This is a genomic window from Reyranella sp., assembly GCF_004296935.1.
Lineage (GTDB): Bacteria > Pseudomonadota > Alphaproteobacteria > Reyranellales > Reyranellaceae > Reyranella.
The window spans coordinates 21,110-34,732 of record NZ_SCVH01000139.1; the positions used below are offsets into that span (position 1 = coordinate 21,110).

Consider the following 13,623-nt stretch of genomic DNA (forward strand, 5'->3'; position numbering starts at 1 on the left):
GATCCATGTCGAAATTCGCCTCCTACCCCAGCCTTGCCGGCCGCGTCGTGTTCGTTTCCGGCGGCGGCTCGGGCATCGGTGCCTCGATCGTCGAGCACTTCGCCGGGCAAGGCGCCAAGGTGGGTTTCGTCGACATAGACGAGCCGGCGTCGAAGGCCCTGGTCGAGAAGCTGGGCGCCGCCGGCTATCCGCCGCCGCTGTTCGCCAAGTGCGACGTACGCGACATCGCTGCCTACCAGTCTGCAATCAATGCAGTCGCCGCAAAGTTCGGGCCCGTCACCGTCCTGATCAACAATGCCGCGCGCGACGACCGCCACGATCTCGCGGACGTGACGCCGGCGTTCTGGGACGAGCGCATCGCCGTCAATCTGCGGCACCAATACTTCGCCATCCAGGCCGTGGCCCCCGGCATGAAGAAGGCGGGCGGCGGGTCGATCGTGAATTTCAGCTCGGTCAGCTACCACACCATGACGCCGCAGCTCTCGGTCTATCAGGCGGCCAAGGCGGCCGTCATCGGCATGACGCGCGGCCTCGCCCGTGACCTCGGGCCCGACGGCATCCGCCTCAATGCCATCACGCCCGGCTGGATCATGACCCAGCGCCAGATCGACCTGTGGCTGACGCCGGAAGCCGAAGCCGCCCTGATGATGGCTCAGTGTCTCAAGGAGAAGGTCTATCCGCCCGACATCGCCCGCATGGCGCTGTGGCTCGCGGCCGACGACAGCCGCCTGGTGACGGCGCAGAATTTCGTCGTCGATGGCGGGCGGATGTGACTGCGATGAAGCCGTCGCTGGCCGTCCGCGTCTATCGCTTCTGGCTGAAGGAGATGCGGCACATTCTGCCGCCGACGCTCTATTTCGTGATCGCGTTCAACCTGATCGTCTTCACCACCAATCTGTTGACCCAGGGCTACTGGTTTCATCTCTCGGGGTTCCTGCTGGCGACCGGCGCGGCGCTGGTCGTGGGCAAGACCATCCTGGTGATGGACAAGTTCCGCCTCATCGACCGCTTCCGCGGCGCGCCGCTTATCCAGCCGATTCTCTACAAGACGGTCTTCTACACCCTGGTCGTCCTGGTCGTGCGCCTGCTCGAGCAGGTCGTGCACTATACGCTGCAGGGCGACGGCATCGGGCCGGCGCTCCAGGCGGTCGCCGACCATTTCGTCGTGCATCGCTTCGTGGCGGCGCAGATCTGGATCTTCACCTGCTTCCTGATCTACTGCACCGCGACCGAGCTCGGCGCGCTGGTCGGCGAGGGCCAGTTGGTGCGGCTGTTCTTTCGCCATCGCTCCTCCCAGCACCGGCTGACGCGGCGCCAGCACATTCGTGCGCTGATGGAGCTGAGCCGGCTGGCCGAGACGACGCCGCGCGAACAGCTGCTCGATCCCGCCACACCCCAGGGCGGCCGCCTCGTGGCGATCGTCGATGCGCTCCGCCAGCGTCCCGCCTGAGGCCGCTGCCATGGCCGCCGATCGCGACTGGCGCTGGATTTCCTGGATCGTCCTCGGGATCGGCGGGCTGATCCTGGCCGGCGGCCTGGCGCTGGGCCTCGGCAGCCTGCGTCATGTCCTTCATGGCGAGCGTGCCGACGGCGAGGTGATCGAGATTCGCCGCGAGGGCGACATGTACGCGCCCGTGGTGCGCTTCGAATTGCCGGGCGGTGTGACACAGGAGGTGACGGATCTTGCATCGGGGGCGCCCGACTTCGCCGTGGGCGACAAGGTCACGATCCTTTACATGCCGCAGGATCCGCGCGATTTCCGCATCGATACCTTCGACCGCCTGTGGCTCTCGGCGATATTCGTCACGGTCTTCGGCGGCTTCTGGATGCTGTTCGGCACCGTGGCCTGGGCACTCTCCCGCGGCATCGACCTCGCCGTTGTGGGTGAAGCGGCTTTCGCCATCATCGCCGCGGGGGCCGGCCTGATCGGGGCCTTCGTTCTGCTGAGCGCCGCCGATCTCTACACCGGCGGCGTGCGAGCCGAAGGCGTCGTCCTCGAGAACCGCGAGAGCCGACGCAGCGAGTCCGAGAGCGTGCGGCGGGCCGACGGGCGGGAGGTCGATCGCACGGTCGAGCGCGTCTCTTTCGCTCCCGTCGTGCGCTTCAAGACGCGCGAGGGCGGCCGCGAGATCGACTTCCATGGCCGGGGCGGCAGCGAGAGGGCGTTTGCCCAGGGTGACCGCGTGACGGTGATCTACGATCCGGCCAACCCGATCCGTGCCCGCATCGTGTCGTTCGTCGACATCTGGCTGCCTTCCGCCGCGGCCTTCGCCGTCGCCCTCGTGTTCGGCGGCGCGGTGTGGTTGTCGCGACGAGTACGGCGGCGAGCTACAGGCCTTCGCGCCTGATCCAGTCCCGGAGCAGACCGCTAAGCTCGTGCGGCCGTTCCAGCGGTGCCATGTGGCCGCAGTCCTCGATCACCTCGAAGCGTGCGTGCGGCAGGTGCTTCGCCATGCGTTCGGTCTCGGCGAAGCTCCTCAGCCGGTCCTGGCGACAGGCGATCACGAGCGCGGGGCAGGCAATGCGTTCGAGGTCGGCGTAGCCGTCGCGCCGCACCAGGGCGGCCTGTCCTTTGCGCACCCCGGGGCCGAGGCGGCGCTGCATGCCGCGCAGGCGGTCGAGCAGGACGGGATCCTTCTCGCGGTCCGGGTGCAGGCCCATCGCCGTCGAGACGGCGCCGGCGGCGCGCGGCGGCCGGTCGCCGGGCCGATAGCCCGCCTTGCGCCGCGCCGTTTCCTCATCTGAATAGCCGCGCGCCGAGGAGGCGACGAAGGCCACGCCGCTCACGCGCTCGGGCGCCATCAGGGTGAGCACGCGGGCGACGAACCCGCCCATCGAGAAGCCCACCAGCACGAACCGCTCGGGGCCGGCGTCAAGGACCCGCCGCGCCATGCCCTCCAGCGTGTCGTCCTGGTAGACGTTGCCGTAGTGCAGAGGGCCCAACGCCTCGAGGTCGGCGGCCATGTCGGTCCACAGATCCTGATCGCACATGAAGCCGGGAAGAAGGACCAGCTCAGCCAAGGATTCGCGCCCCCGCCCAGGCCGCGGCGATTACCAGGATCAGTCCGGGAATGACGCGCACCGCGAAAGCGGTGCCGCCGCCGGTGACGGCGAAGATCGCCTTGGTGAGGGTGTTTGTCGTGACCGCGGCCAGGATGGGAACGACTGCATCCTGGACGCCGAGCCGGTCGGATGCGACCAGCGCGGCCACCGAGATCGCGGCGGAATGGGTGTCGGCGAGGCCGGCGAGTCCTGCGACCGCGAGCACGCCCGCGTTGCCCGCCCAGTCCTGCAGGGCCGCCGAGGCGAGCAGGATGGCGGACAACAGGGCGGCAAACAGGAGGGCCGACCTCAGGCTGAAAGCGTGACCCGGTTCGTCCTGCTGCTCGACCTTGTGCCGCAGCGCGAGCACCGTGAAGACGCCGCCATAGAGAATTGCCGCCGCGCCGGCGCAGGCGAGAGGGGCTGCAAGCGCAAGCAGAGTGGCGGTACTGGTGGCGGCGAGCAGGACGGTCAATTGAACGATCGTGGCGACGGTCGAGAGTACGGCGCCGGCCACTGCCGGTCTCAGGAGCTCGCCGTTCCGGGCCGCGCGCGCGCCCATCGCGCCGATGGTGGCGATGCTCGACACGAACCCCGAGGCAAGGCCCGCCAGCGGCAGGCCGAAGCGGGCGCCCATCAGGCGCACGGCGATGTAGCCCAGCGCGCTCACGCCCATCACCAGCACGACCACGATCCAGATCGTGCGCGGGTTGAGTGCGCCATAAGGGCCGATCGCCTTGTCCGGCAGCAGCGGCAGGACGACGAGCGTGGCGGCGGCGAAGATCAGCCCGTCACGGACCTCTTCCTCCGTCAGCACCGAACGCACGAAGCGATGGATGGCGGTGCGCGCCGTCAGCAGGCCCGCCACGATCACGCCGAGCCCCGCCGCCAACGCCGGCTCGTGGATGGCGAGGCCGCCCAGTAGCGCCGTCGCCACCAGAGCCGCCTCGGTCGTGAGGCCGGGGTCGCGGTCCTGGGCCCGCCAATAGGCCAGCGCCGCCAGCGCGAAAACGCCCACCGTCACGACCGCGAGCAGCAGGTCGCCGCCGGCGATGACGGCGATGGCACCACAGAGCGAAGTGATGGTGAAGGTACGGATGCCGGCCGCTGCGCGATCCGGCCCGGTACCCTTGCGGCGCTCGCGATCGATGCCGATCAGCAGGCCGATGCCGAGCGCGACGGCGAGATTGAGGACCAGGGGGCTGACGGGCGGCATGAAACTTTCCGCGCTCATTGAGTGGGTGGCGGCAACGATCGCCATTATCCCACGCCTTTCGAGGACCGTCACCGAACCGTAGCGACCTCGTAACCAGACCTTGTTCCACGCTGCCTATTGAGCCGCCTGAGGTGAGCATGAGCTTGGCGGGCACGACTGGAATCCTGGAAGGCGTCGACCGAGGGCCTGTCGTGGTGCCCAGACGGCGGCCGCGGCGGCGCAGCTATCTGCCATATGCGCTGCTGGCGCCATCGCTGCTGTTCCTCGGTCTGTTCACCTATCTGCCTGTCGTCCGGGTCATCGTCGAATCGCTGTACGATCATCCGCACGGAACCGGCGCGGTTACGGCGACCTTCGTCGGGCTCGGGAACTACACCAAGGTGCTGGCCGATCCCGCCTTCCGACAGGCGGCGCTCAACAACCTCGTCTACGCGCTGGGTACCCTGATCCCGACCCTGGCGCTGGCGCTCGCCTTCGCGCTCGCGGTCCAGCGCTCGAGCCGCTTCTCGGCGGTCCTGCGCACGGTGTTTTTCTTCCCCTCGCTGGTGCCGCTGGTCGCCGCCGCCTCGCTGTTCTTCTTCATCTTCCTGCCGGGCATCGGGCTGCTCGACTACTACCTCGCCAAGATCGGCGTCAGCGGGCCGAACTGGCTGGGCGATTCGGATATCGCTCTGTGGTCGGTGATCGGCCTGACGGTATGGAAGAACGCGGGCTACTACATGCTCTTCTACATTGCCGGCCTGCAGAACATCCCGCGCGACACCATCGAGGCGGCGCTGATCGACGGCGCCAACGCCTGGCAGCGGCTGCGCTACGTCATCCTGCCGGCGCTGCTGCCAACCACCAGCTTCGTGGTCGTCATCGCGCTGATCAATCTGCTGACCAGCGTCGACCATGTGATCGTGCTGACGCGAGGCGGCCCGTCGAACGCCACCAACCTGCTGCTCTATTACATCTTCCAGGCAGCGCACGAGAACTTCGAGATCGGCAAGGCGGCCGCGGCGACCCTTCTGAGCGTGGTCGTCCTGCTTGCGATCTCGCTGGCCTCGATGCGGATCATGAGCCGGGGTTCGCACCATGAGGCTTGAGCGCCGCCTGTGGCAGGCCCTTGGCATGGCGCTGTTGGCCGCGGTCGCTTTCCTGTGGGCGACACCGTTTCTGTGGACGCTCGTCGCCGCGTTCCGGCCCGAGGGCGCCGGCAGCGCGCGGATGGCCTCGCTGATGCCGGACACGCCACAGACGCTGGAGAACATTCGCAACGCACTCGAGAGCGGCGCTTTCGGCCTCTACTATGTGAACACCTTCATCGTCGTCGTGGGCGTGCTGGCGGTCCAGTGCGTCACGGTCAGCCTGGCGGGATACGCCTTTGCCCGGCTGCGCTTTCCTGGCCGTGACGTGCTGTTCTACGTCTTCCTGATGCAGCTCATGCTGGTGCCACCGGCGCTGATCGTGCCCAACCTGCGCACGATCGTCGATCTTGGCCTCTACGATACCCTGCCTGGCGCGATGGCGCCGTACTTCGCCTCGGCCTTCGGCACCTTCCTCATGCGCCAGACTTTCCTCGCCCTGCCGCGCGACTTCGAGGAGGCCGCGGCGATCGACGGCGCACCGTGGTGGGCGATCGTCTGGTACGTGCTGCTGCCGATGGCCCAGCCGGGGCTGGTGGCCTTCGCCATCGTCTCGGTGACCGCCCACTGGAACGAGTTCCTGTGGCCGCTGATGGTGATCAACGATCCCGCCAAGCACACGCTCACCATCGGCCTCGCCGCGTTCACACGCGGCGCCGAGGGCGGCAAGGAATGGGGCGTGCTGGCGGCCGGCACGCTTCTCGTCATGGCGCCGCTCGCCGTGGTCTTCGTCGCCTTCCAGCGGCGGTTCGTCGACAGTTTCGTGTTCAGTGGAGTGAAGGGCTAGGAGGCTCAACCATGTCAGCAATATCCCGTTTGGCGATCGGTGCTCTGGCACTTTCGTTTGCACTGCCGGCGGCGGCGCAAACCAAGATCGATTTCTTCTTTCCCGTCCCCGTCGAGGGCAAGCTGGCGCGCGAGATGACACGCCTGGTGAAGAGCTACAACGAGAGCCAGAAGGAGGTCGAAGTGACCGCCGTCTACACCGGCGGCTACGACGACACCAAGCTCAAGGCCCAGGCCGCTGCCAAGGCCGGCAAGCCGCCGGCGGTCGTGCTGATGAGCGCCAACTTCAACGTCGATCTCAAGCTCTCGGGCGATATCCAGTCGCTCGAGCCGATGCTCAAGGCGGACGGCGCCACGCGGGATGCCTTCCTGGCCGATTTCTGGCCGGCGCTGCACGCCAACGCCATGGTCGAGGGCGAGCTCTACAGCGTGCCGTTCCACAACTCGACGCCGTTGCTCTACTACAACGTCGATCACTTCAAGGAAGCGGGCCTCGACCCGGCCAAGCCGCCACGTACCTGGGCCGAACTCGCGGATGCCGCGAAGAAATTGACCAAACGCGACGGTGACAAGGTCGAGCGCTACGGCTTCACCATGCCGGCGGGCTACGACTATCTCGGCTGGCTGATGGAAGCGCTCACGCTGTCCAACGGCGGCCGCTACTTCAACGAGGAATACGGCGGCGAGGTCTACTACGACACCGCCTCGATGCTGGGCGCCGCGCGCTTCCTCGAGGATCTGATATTCAAACACAAGGTGATGGCGCAGGGTGTCGTCGAGGCGGGCGGTGTCTCGACATCGTTCTTCGCCGGCAAGGCATCGATGATGTTGCTCTCGACCGGCTCGCTGTCGTTTATCCGCGAGAACATGAAGGCGCCCTACGAGGTCGCTTTCGTGCCGAAGAATGTTCGCAACGCCGTGCCGATCGGCGGCGCCTCCTTGGTCATGTTCAACGGCCAGAGCGAAGACAGCAAGAAGGCCGGCTGGAAGTTCATCAAGTGGCTTTCGTCGGCCGACACACTCGGCGGCTGGAGCCGCTTCACCGGCTACTTCTCGCCACGCAAGTCGGCCTACGACACGGCCGAGATGAAGGCGTTCATCGCCAAGAACCCCGACGCCAAGGTGGCGCTCGAGCAGCTGCCCTACGCCAAGCCGTGGTTCGCCACCTATCAGACCGTGGCAGTGCGCAAGGCGCTGGAGGATGAAATCCAGGCGATGATGAACGGCAAGAAGAAGGCCGACGAGCTGATGCGGCCCTACGTCGAGCAGACTGCGCTCAAGCTGCCGCAATAGGGGAGCCATCCATGATCGTCGCCCAGATCACCGACATGCACATCCGGCCTCGTGGCAAGATCGCCTATGGCCGGGTCGACAGCAACGCCATGCTGGCGGCGGCCGTCGCCGCACTGGAAGCGCTGCCGCGCCGACCCGACCTGGTGATCGCCTCGGGCGACCTCACCGATTGCGGCCTGATCGAGGAGTATCAGGTCCTGCGCGCCCTTCTCGCGCCCTTGTCCATGCCGGCCTATCTGGTGCCGGGCAATCACGACCGCCGGCCCGAACTCTTCTCCGAGTTCGCGTCCGACGGCTACTTCGACAACAGCGATGGCTTTCTGCACTACACCGTCGATACCCATCCGCTGCGGCTGATCGGGTTCGATACTGTCGTGCCGGGCCACGGCCATGGCGAGATGTGCCCGAAGCGTCTGGCGTGGCTGGCGGCCCGCCTCGAGGAGCAGCCCGACCGGCCGACCTTGATCTTCATGCATCACCCGCCATTCCGCACCGGCCTGGTCGACATGGACAACATCAATTGCCGAAACGGCCCGTCCATGGCGGACCTGCTGCGGCGCTACGACAATGTCGAGCGCGTGGTCTGCGGTCATCATCATCGGCCGATCACCACACGCTGGGCCGGTACCATCGGCTCGGTGGCCCCCAGCACTGCGCACCAAGTCACGCTCGACCTGATCCCGGACGGCAGCCCGGCGACCTTCAGCATGGAGCCGCCGGGCTTCCATTTGCATCTGTGGTCGCTGGAGGCGGGCCTCGTGACGCACGGCGTCGTTATCGGTGACTTCGCCGGGCCGTTTCCCTTCGTCCTCGATGTCGACTATCCCGGTCGCGCGCTCAACGCGGAGGCTGCCTAGAAGGCGCGGCTACTTCTTCTTCAGCGCCTTCAAAATCTTCCCCGAGTCGGTCACGAAGCCGAAGCACTTCTTCACGTTCCAGATCGTGGCCTCGGTGCAGAAATCGGGCGAGGTCGTGGCGCAGCAGTCTTCCACAAGCACGCAGCCGTAGCCCAGGAAGTTGGCGTCGGTCAGGCTGTGCAGCACGCACTGGTCGGTATTGACGCCCGAGAACAGGGCAGTGCGGACGCCGAGATTGCGCAGGATCGAATCGAGCGGCGTGTCCCAGAAGCCGCTGATGCGGTGCTTGTCGACCTTGATGTCGTCCGGCTTCTGCTCGAGTTCGTCGACCACGGCGGCGGCCCACGAATCCTTCTGCAGCACCGGGGCGCCGCTGCCGGGCAGGGGATCGCCGAGGCCGATGCCGGTGCCTGCCGGCTTGTAGAGATGGATCTGGTTGGGCGGCATGTTGGCGAGGTCGGGCCGGTTGCCCCAGTTCACCCAGATCACGGGCATGCCGGCCTGGCGCAGGACGGGCAGGAGTTTTTGCAGCGGCTTGATCGGCTTGCGGTCCGGCGTGTAGTCGGCGCCCAGATAATCGACCCAGCCGCCCTTGGCGCAGAAGTCGTTCTGCATGTCGATCACGATCATGGCGCTGCGCTTGAGGTCGATCGTGATGTTCTGTGGCGCCGCCGCGATCCTGAGCGGCACTGGCCTGGCCGGCGTGGTCGCCATGTCGATATGGCCCGTATTGGCCCCCCAGACGTAGCCGGCGCGCGGCGCGCCCAGCGGATGCAGTTTGGTGGCCATGAAATCCCTCCCGATGGTCCTGTGATTGTGGGGATCAAAGCAAGTTCCCTGCCAGTTGGCACGGCGATTGCGTGCTCCTTGTCCCGAGGAATGACGACAACGAGGGGGAGCACGACCATGAACAAGTTCGATCGCCGTGGATTCTTGACTGGAACCGCCGGCGCCGCCGGTCTGGTGATGCTGGGCGGCCTCGCCGCACCGGTACGGGCCGCCGGCCCTTTGACAGTCGGTGTGCTGATCCCGGGCTCGAAGTCCGACAAGGGCTGGATGGAGTCGGGCTATGACGGCCTGCAGGCCGCCGAGAAGAAGCTCGGCGCCAAGATCACCGTGAAATACATCGAGAACGTGAAGTTCGGCGACATGGAGCAGGTGCTGGTGGCGCTGGCCGGCAAGAACGAGCTGGTGATCGGCGTCGGCGGCCAGACCCAGGCCTCGGTCTTCAAGGTGGCGCCGCGCTTCCCCAAGGTGAAGTTCGCCATCATCGGCGGCAACGCCGACCCCAAGAAGCCCGCCAACGTCTCGGGCTACGACGTCCGCCAGGCCGAGATCGGCTTCGTGGCCGGCGCCGCCGCCGCGATGCTGTCGAAGACCGGCGCCGTGTCCTACGTCGGCGGCCTCGAAATCCCCGCCATCAAGAACACCGGCATCGAATTCGGCAACGGCGCGCGCTACGTCAATCCGAAGATCAAGTACATCGAGAACTACACCGGCGACTTCGACGACGTCGCCAAGGCCAAGGAAGCCACGCTCGCCGCCATCTCCCAGGGTGCCGACGTGCACTACCACATCCTCAACCTCGGCCTGCGCGGCATGGAGCAGGCGGCGCGCGAGAAGGGCACGCACGTGATCGGCAGCTACACAGACCGCTGCGGTACCGATCCGCTCTACGTCGCCTATTCGATCACCGGCGTCGGCTACCAGGTCGAGTACGCCATCGAGCAGGCCGCGGCCGGCACCTGGAAGCCCGAGTTCAAGCCCTTCGGCCTGGCGATGGGGCCGAAGTCCTCCGACATGGTGATCTGCAAGGGCACGCCCGAGCAGAAGGCCAAGCTCGAGGAGATCAAGAAGGATCTCCTGTCGGGCAAGATCAAGGTGCTCGACGCCTGAGCCCGCTGCTTTCCCTCCAGGGCCTCGGCAAGCGCTTCGGCAGCCTGCAGGCCCTGGAGGGCATCACGCTCGATGTTCATGCCGGTACCGTCCATTGCCTGCTGGGCGAGAACGGCGCCGGCAAGTCGACATTGTGCAACCTGATCTTCGGCGTCTATGCGCCCAGCGCCGGACAAATGCAGTTCGCCGAGGAGGCGTGGCTGCCACCCAGCCCGGCCGAGGCGCTGGAGCAGGGCATCGCCATGGTGCACCAGCATTTCAGCCTGGTGCCGCGCATGACCGTGGTCGAGAACCTGATGCTGGGCCAGGCCAGGGGCATACTCAACCGCCAGGCCTTTGCCGCCCGCATCAGCGACATCGCCGATCGCTTCGGCTTCGTGCTCGATCCGAACGCCGTCGTCGGTGAGCTCTCGGTGGGTGAGCGCCAGCGCGCCGAGATCGTGAAGTGCCTGATGCGCGATCCGCAGCTGCTGGTGCTCGACGAGCCCACCGCCGTGCTGCCGCCTTCGGAAATCGGCGCGCTGCTCGACATCTGCCGCCGTGTGGCTGATTCTGGCCGCGCCGTCATCCTGGTGACCCATAAGCTGGCCGAGATCGCCAAGGTCGCCGACAAGGTGGCGGTGCTGCGCACCGGCCGTCTGGTGGCCCAAGCTGACATGGCGACGGCCGACATGGGCCAGCTGGTCCAGGCCATGGTCGGCCGGGAGGTGAAGCCGCTCGACGTGGCACTCTCCGATTCCAAGGCGGGCGACGAGCAGGACGAGGGATCGGCGGAAGCGAGGCCGGGCTTCGCCTTGGTGTGCGACGGCCTCACTGTGCAGGACCGCCACGGCGCCACGCGCCTCGACAATTTCACCCTCGAAGTCCGCCCCGGCGAGATCGTCGGCCTGGCCGGCGTCGAGGGCAATGGCCAGAGCGAGCTCGGCATGGTGCTGGCGGGCCTGCTGGCGCCGACCGAAGGCCGCTACTTCATCGGCGAGACCGAACTCACCCATGCCGGCGCGGCCGCCGTCACGGCAGCGGGCGGCGGCATCGTGCCCGAGGATCGCCATGCCGTGGCCTGCGTCACCGCCATGTCGGTGGCCGAGAACATGTACCTGAACAAACTCGACCGCTTCACCCGTTTCGGCCTGCTGCAGCGCCGGGCGCTGAACGAGGCGGCCGAGGTGCAGATGAAGGAATTCGACGTCCGCGCCGCCGGGCCGGACGTGGCCTTTTCCGGCCTCTCCGGCGGCAACCAGCAGAAGGCGGTGCTCGGTCGCGAGCTCACGCTCGATCCGCTGGTGGCGCTGGTCGCGGCCCAGCCGACGCGCGGTCTCGACGTCAGCGCGGTCGAGGCGGTCTATCGCCAGATCCGCGCCGCCGCCCGCCGCGGCGTCGGCGTGCTGCTGATCTCCAGCGAACTCGACGAGCTGATCGCCGTCGCCGACCGTATCGCCGTGCTCTATCGCGGCCGCCTGGTGGGCGAGCGCCCGGCCGAGATGGGCGAGCGCGGCGCCATCGGCGCCCTCATGTCGGGCCAGCTCGCATGACCGCGCTCGCGCTTCGTATGCCCGACCGCCGCCGGCTGATGGCGCTGTCGATTCCCTTTGCCGCCGTGATCGGCTCGATGGCGATCGGCCTGCTGCTGATCGCGATCAGCGGCAAGTCGGTGCCCGACGCCATCGAAGCCTTCCTCGATGGCGCCTTCGGCACCGCCTTCGCTTTCGGCGCTTCGATCAACCGCGCCGTGTCGCTGGCGCTGATTGGCCTTGGCTTCATCCTGGCCGCACGTGCCAACCTCACCAACGTGGGCGGCGAGGGCCAGATCGCCGTCGGCGGCATCGCGGCCACGGCGCTGGCACTCTGGCCGCCGATCGCCGGCCTGCCGCTGGGGCTTGCCGTGATCCTGCCGCTGCTGGCCGGCACGCTCGCCGGCGCGGTCTGGGGCGGCATCGCCGGCGTGATGAAAGTCCGCTTCGGCACCAACGAGGTGATCTCGACGCTCCTGCTGGGTTTTGTCGCCCTGCTGATGGTCTATTGGTGCGTGCAGTCGACGGCGCTGCTGCGCCAGCCGCAGACCTCGTCCTCGACCCTGCCGGAATCGCTGCCCATTCCCGATTCGACCAAGCTGCCAGGCCTCACCGGCGATCCCGAATCGCCGCTGCATATCGGCCTCGTCCTCTGCCTGCTGCTGGCGCTCGCCACGGCGGTCGTGCTGCAACGCTCGACCTTCGGCCTGCGCCTGCGCGCCATCGGCCTCAACGAACTGGCGGCGCGCCGCGCCGGCATGCCCGGCAGCCTCCTGCTGGTGGTGGCGCTCGGCATCGCCGGCGGATTCGGCGGGCTCACCGGCGCCATCATGCTGCAGGGCGAGCAGTTCTATCTCAAGGCGGGCTTCTCCTCGGGCTACGGCTTCGACGGGCTGGTCGTCGGTCTGCTGTCGCGCGGTTCCACCTTGGGTGTTCTGGCGGGCGCGCTGTTCTTCGGCTTCCTGCGTTCCGGCGGCATTTCCATGGAGATCATGGCGGGCGTGCCGTCGGCGCTCACCCTCGTCATCCAGGGCCTGATCGTGATCGCCGTCGCCGGTTCGGTGATCCTGGTCGAGAAGTTGGAAGGGGGAGCGCGCTGATGGAAGAGACGCTCGCCATCTTCATCGCCTCGACCTTGCGCCTCGCCATGCCGCTGATGCTGGCGGCCAGCGGCGAACTCGTGTCGGAGCGCGCGGGCGTCCTCAACCTCAGCCTCGAAGGCATGATGCTGACGGCCGCCTTCTTTGGCGCGCTCGGCTCGTGGGCAACCGGCAATCCCTTCCTCGGCGTCGGCTGCGCGGTGCTGGCCGCGGTCGCGCTCTCGGCCGTCCAGGCCTGGCTCAGCGTCAACCTGCGCGCCAACCAGTTGGTGGTCGGCATCGGCTTCAATATCCTGGCGCTGGGCGCCACCACGCTCCTCTACCGCATCATCTTCGGCGGCCTGTCGCGCGAGGAGATCCCCGGCCTGCCCAAGCTTTCCGTGCCCGGCCTCAGCGATCTGCCGTTTGCCGGCACGGCGTTCTTCCAGCAGTCGGTCATCGTCTATTTCGGCTTCGGCCTCATCCTGCTGATCTGGTGGATGCTGAACCAGACCTCGTTTGGCCTCGCCGTCCGTGCCGTCGGCGACGAGCCGCGCAGTGCCGACAAGGCCGGCATTCCCGTCGCGCGCACGCGGTGGCTGGCGGTGCTGATCACCGGCGCCATGGCGGGCATGGCCGGCGCCTTCATCTCGATCGCCGACATCCATACCTTCACCGAGAACATGACCAATGGTGCGGGCTATCTCGCGCTGGCCGCCGTGATCTTCGGCGGCTGGAACGTCGGCCGCACCATCGCCGCCTGCCTGCTGTTCGGCGCGGCCACGGCATTGCAGTTCCAGCTCCCGGCCATGGGTA

The 13,623-nt window shown here is 67.3% G+C and carries 14 protein-coding genes; 11 read left to right on the forward strand and 3 right to left on the reverse strand.

Annotation, left to right across the window (positions count from 1 at the left end):
• Positions 1-5 precede the first annotated feature (5 nt).
• Genes EPO55_RS19550 through EPO55_RS19560 form a run of 3 tightly spaced genes read left to right on the forward strand, consistent with a single transcriptional unit; the run spans position 6 to position 2,348 of the window.
• A complete protein-coding gene (locus EPO55_RS19550) occupies positions 6-773 on the forward strand; it encodes an SDR family oxidoreductase (RefSeq protein WP_296338841.1) in 768 nt (255 codons plus the stop codon).
• 5 nt (positions 774-778) lie between these two features.
• Positions 779-1,450 carry a hypothetical protein gene (locus EPO55_RS19555; RefSeq protein ID WP_296338843.1) on the forward strand — a complete coding sequence of 224 codons (672 nt, stop codon included), beginning with the start codon at positions 779-781 and terminating at the stop codon, positions 1,448-1,450.
• Positions 1,451-1,460: 10 nt separating this feature from the next.
• Positions 1,461-2,348: a DUF3592 domain-containing protein gene (locus EPO55_RS19560; RefSeq protein WP_296338844.1), complete on the forward strand. Its 888-nt coding sequence runs from the start codon at positions 1,461-1,463 to the stop codon at positions 2,346-2,348.
• On the opposite strand, the gene EPO55_RS19565 is transcribed toward EPO55_RS19560, so the two are convergent.
• Complete coding sequence (locus EPO55_RS19565; protein WP_296338846.1) at positions 2,329-3,021, reverse strand: alpha/beta hydrolase; 693 nt, start codon at positions 3,019-3,021, stop codon at positions 2,329-2,331. The two genes, EPO55_RS19560 and EPO55_RS19565, sit on opposite strands and share 20 nt — an antisense overlap.
• Entirely contained in the window at positions 3,014-4,258 is a 1,245-nt protein-coding gene (locus EPO55_RS19570) for a DUF4010 domain-containing protein (RefSeq protein ID WP_296338848.1), read from the reverse strand. Before EPO55_RS19570 ends, EPO55_RS19565 begins: the two co-directional genes overlap by 8 nt.
• 137 nt (positions 4,259-4,395) lie before the next feature.
• Here EPO55_RS19570 and EPO55_RS19575 point away from each other — a divergent pair, with 137 nt between their 5' ends.
• From EPO55_RS19575 to EPO55_RS19590, 4 genes are read left to right on the forward strand one after another with little or no spacing between them, the layout of a single operon-like run.
• Positions 4,396-5,346: a sugar ABC transporter permease gene (locus tag EPO55_RS19575; RefSeq protein ID WP_296338850.1), complete on the forward strand. Its 951-nt coding sequence runs from the start codon at positions 4,396-4,398 to the stop codon at positions 5,344-5,346.
• Positions 5,336-6,172, forward strand: a complete 837-nt coding sequence (locus EPO55_RS19580) for a carbohydrate ABC transporter permease (protein WP_296338851.1) — start codon at positions 5,336-5,338, stop codon at positions 6,170-6,172. Before EPO55_RS19575 ends, EPO55_RS19580 begins: the two co-directional genes overlap by 11 nt.
• Before the next feature lie 11 nt (positions 6,173-6,183).
• Positions 6,184-7,464, forward strand: coding sequence for an ABC transporter substrate-binding protein (locus EPO55_RS19585; RefSeq protein WP_296338852.1), 1,281 nt, complete (start codon positions 6,184-6,186; stop codon positions 7,462-7,464).
• Between the two features lie 11 nt (positions 7,465-7,475).
• The gene (locus EPO55_RS19590; protein ID WP_296338854.1) at positions 7,476-8,321 is read left to right on the forward strand and encodes a phosphodiesterase; all 846 of its coding nucleotides are present in this window, start codon (positions 7,476-7,478) and stop codon (positions 8,319-8,321) included.
• A 9-nt stretch (positions 8,322-8,330) separates the two neighbouring features.
• Here EPO55_RS19590 and EPO55_RS19595 read toward each other — a convergent pair whose 3' ends face one another.
• Entirely contained in the window at positions 8,331-9,110 is a 780-nt protein-coding gene (locus EPO55_RS19595; RefSeq protein ID WP_296338855.1) for a cysteine hydrolase, read from the reverse strand.
• Between the two features lie 117 nt (positions 9,111-9,227).
• On the opposite strand from EPO55_RS19595, the gene EPO55_RS19600 reads away from it, so the two are divergent.
• The 4 genes from EPO55_RS19600 to EPO55_RS19615 all read left to right on the forward strand — a co-directional run.
• Positions 9,228-10,217 (forward strand): BMP family protein, encoded by a 990-nt coding sequence (locus EPO55_RS19600; RefSeq protein ID WP_296338856.1) that lies wholly within the window; start codon positions 9,228-9,230, stop codon positions 10,215-10,217.
• Positions 10,218-10,222: 5 nt separating this feature from the next.
• Positions 10,223-11,749, forward strand: coding sequence for an ABC transporter ATP-binding protein (locus EPO55_RS19605; RefSeq protein ID WP_296338860.1), 1,527 nt, complete (start codon positions 10,223-10,225; stop codon positions 11,747-11,749).
• Positions 11,746-12,828: an ABC transporter permease gene (locus tag EPO55_RS19610; protein ID WP_296338858.1), complete on the forward strand. Its 1,083-nt coding sequence runs from the start codon at positions 11,746-11,748 to the stop codon at positions 12,826-12,828. The genes EPO55_RS19605 and EPO55_RS19610 overlap by 4 nt, the downstream gene beginning before the upstream one ends.
• The coding region (locus EPO55_RS19615; protein WP_296338859.1) for an ABC transporter permease at positions 12,828-13,623 on the forward strand (796 nt) is incomplete at its 3' end. The genes EPO55_RS19610 and EPO55_RS19615, both read left to right, overlap by 1 nt.

Coding starts and splice junctions, on each gene's coding strand:
- EPO55_RS19590 (WP_296338854.1), top strand. CDS start 7,476: ATGATCGTCGCCCAGATCACCGACATGCACATCCGGCCTCGTGGCAAG.
- EPO55_RS19560 (WP_296338844.1), top strand. CDS start 1,461: ATGGCCGCCGATCGCGACTGGCGCTGGATTTCCTGGATCGTCCTCGGG.
- EPO55_RS19610 (WP_296338858.1), top strand. CDS start 11,746: ATGACCGCGCTCGCGCTTCGTATGCCCGACCGCCGCCGGCTGATGGCG.
- EPO55_RS19600 (WP_296338856.1), top strand. CDS start 9,228: ATGAACAAGTTCGATCGCCGTGGATTCTTGACTGGAACCGCCGGCGCC.
- EPO55_RS19570 (WP_296338848.1), bottom strand. CDS start 4,258: ATGCCGCCCGTCAGCCCCCTGGTCCTCAATCTCGCCGTCGCGCTCGGC.
- EPO55_RS19550 (WP_296338841.1), top strand. CDS start 6: ATGTCGAAATTCGCCTCCTACCCCAGCCTTGCCGGCCGCGTCGTGTTC.
- EPO55_RS19595 (WP_296338855.1), bottom strand. CDS start 9,110: ATGGCCACCAAACTGCATCCGCTGGGCGCGCCGCGCGCCGGCTACGTC.
- EPO55_RS19575 (WP_296338850.1), top strand. CDS start 4,396: ATGAGCTTGGCGGGCACGACTGGAATCCTGGAAGGCGTCGACCGAGGG.
- EPO55_RS19580 (WP_296338851.1), top strand. CDS start 5,336: ATGAGGCTTGAGCGCCGCCTGTGGCAGGCCCTTGGCATGGCGCTGTTG.
- EPO55_RS19585 (WP_296338852.1), top strand. CDS start 6,184: ATGTCAGCAATATCCCGTTTGGCGATCGGTGCTCTGGCACTTTCGTTT.
- EPO55_RS19555 (WP_296338843.1), top strand. CDS start 779: ATGAAGCCGTCGCTGGCCGTCCGCGTCTATCGCTTCTGGCTGAAGGAG.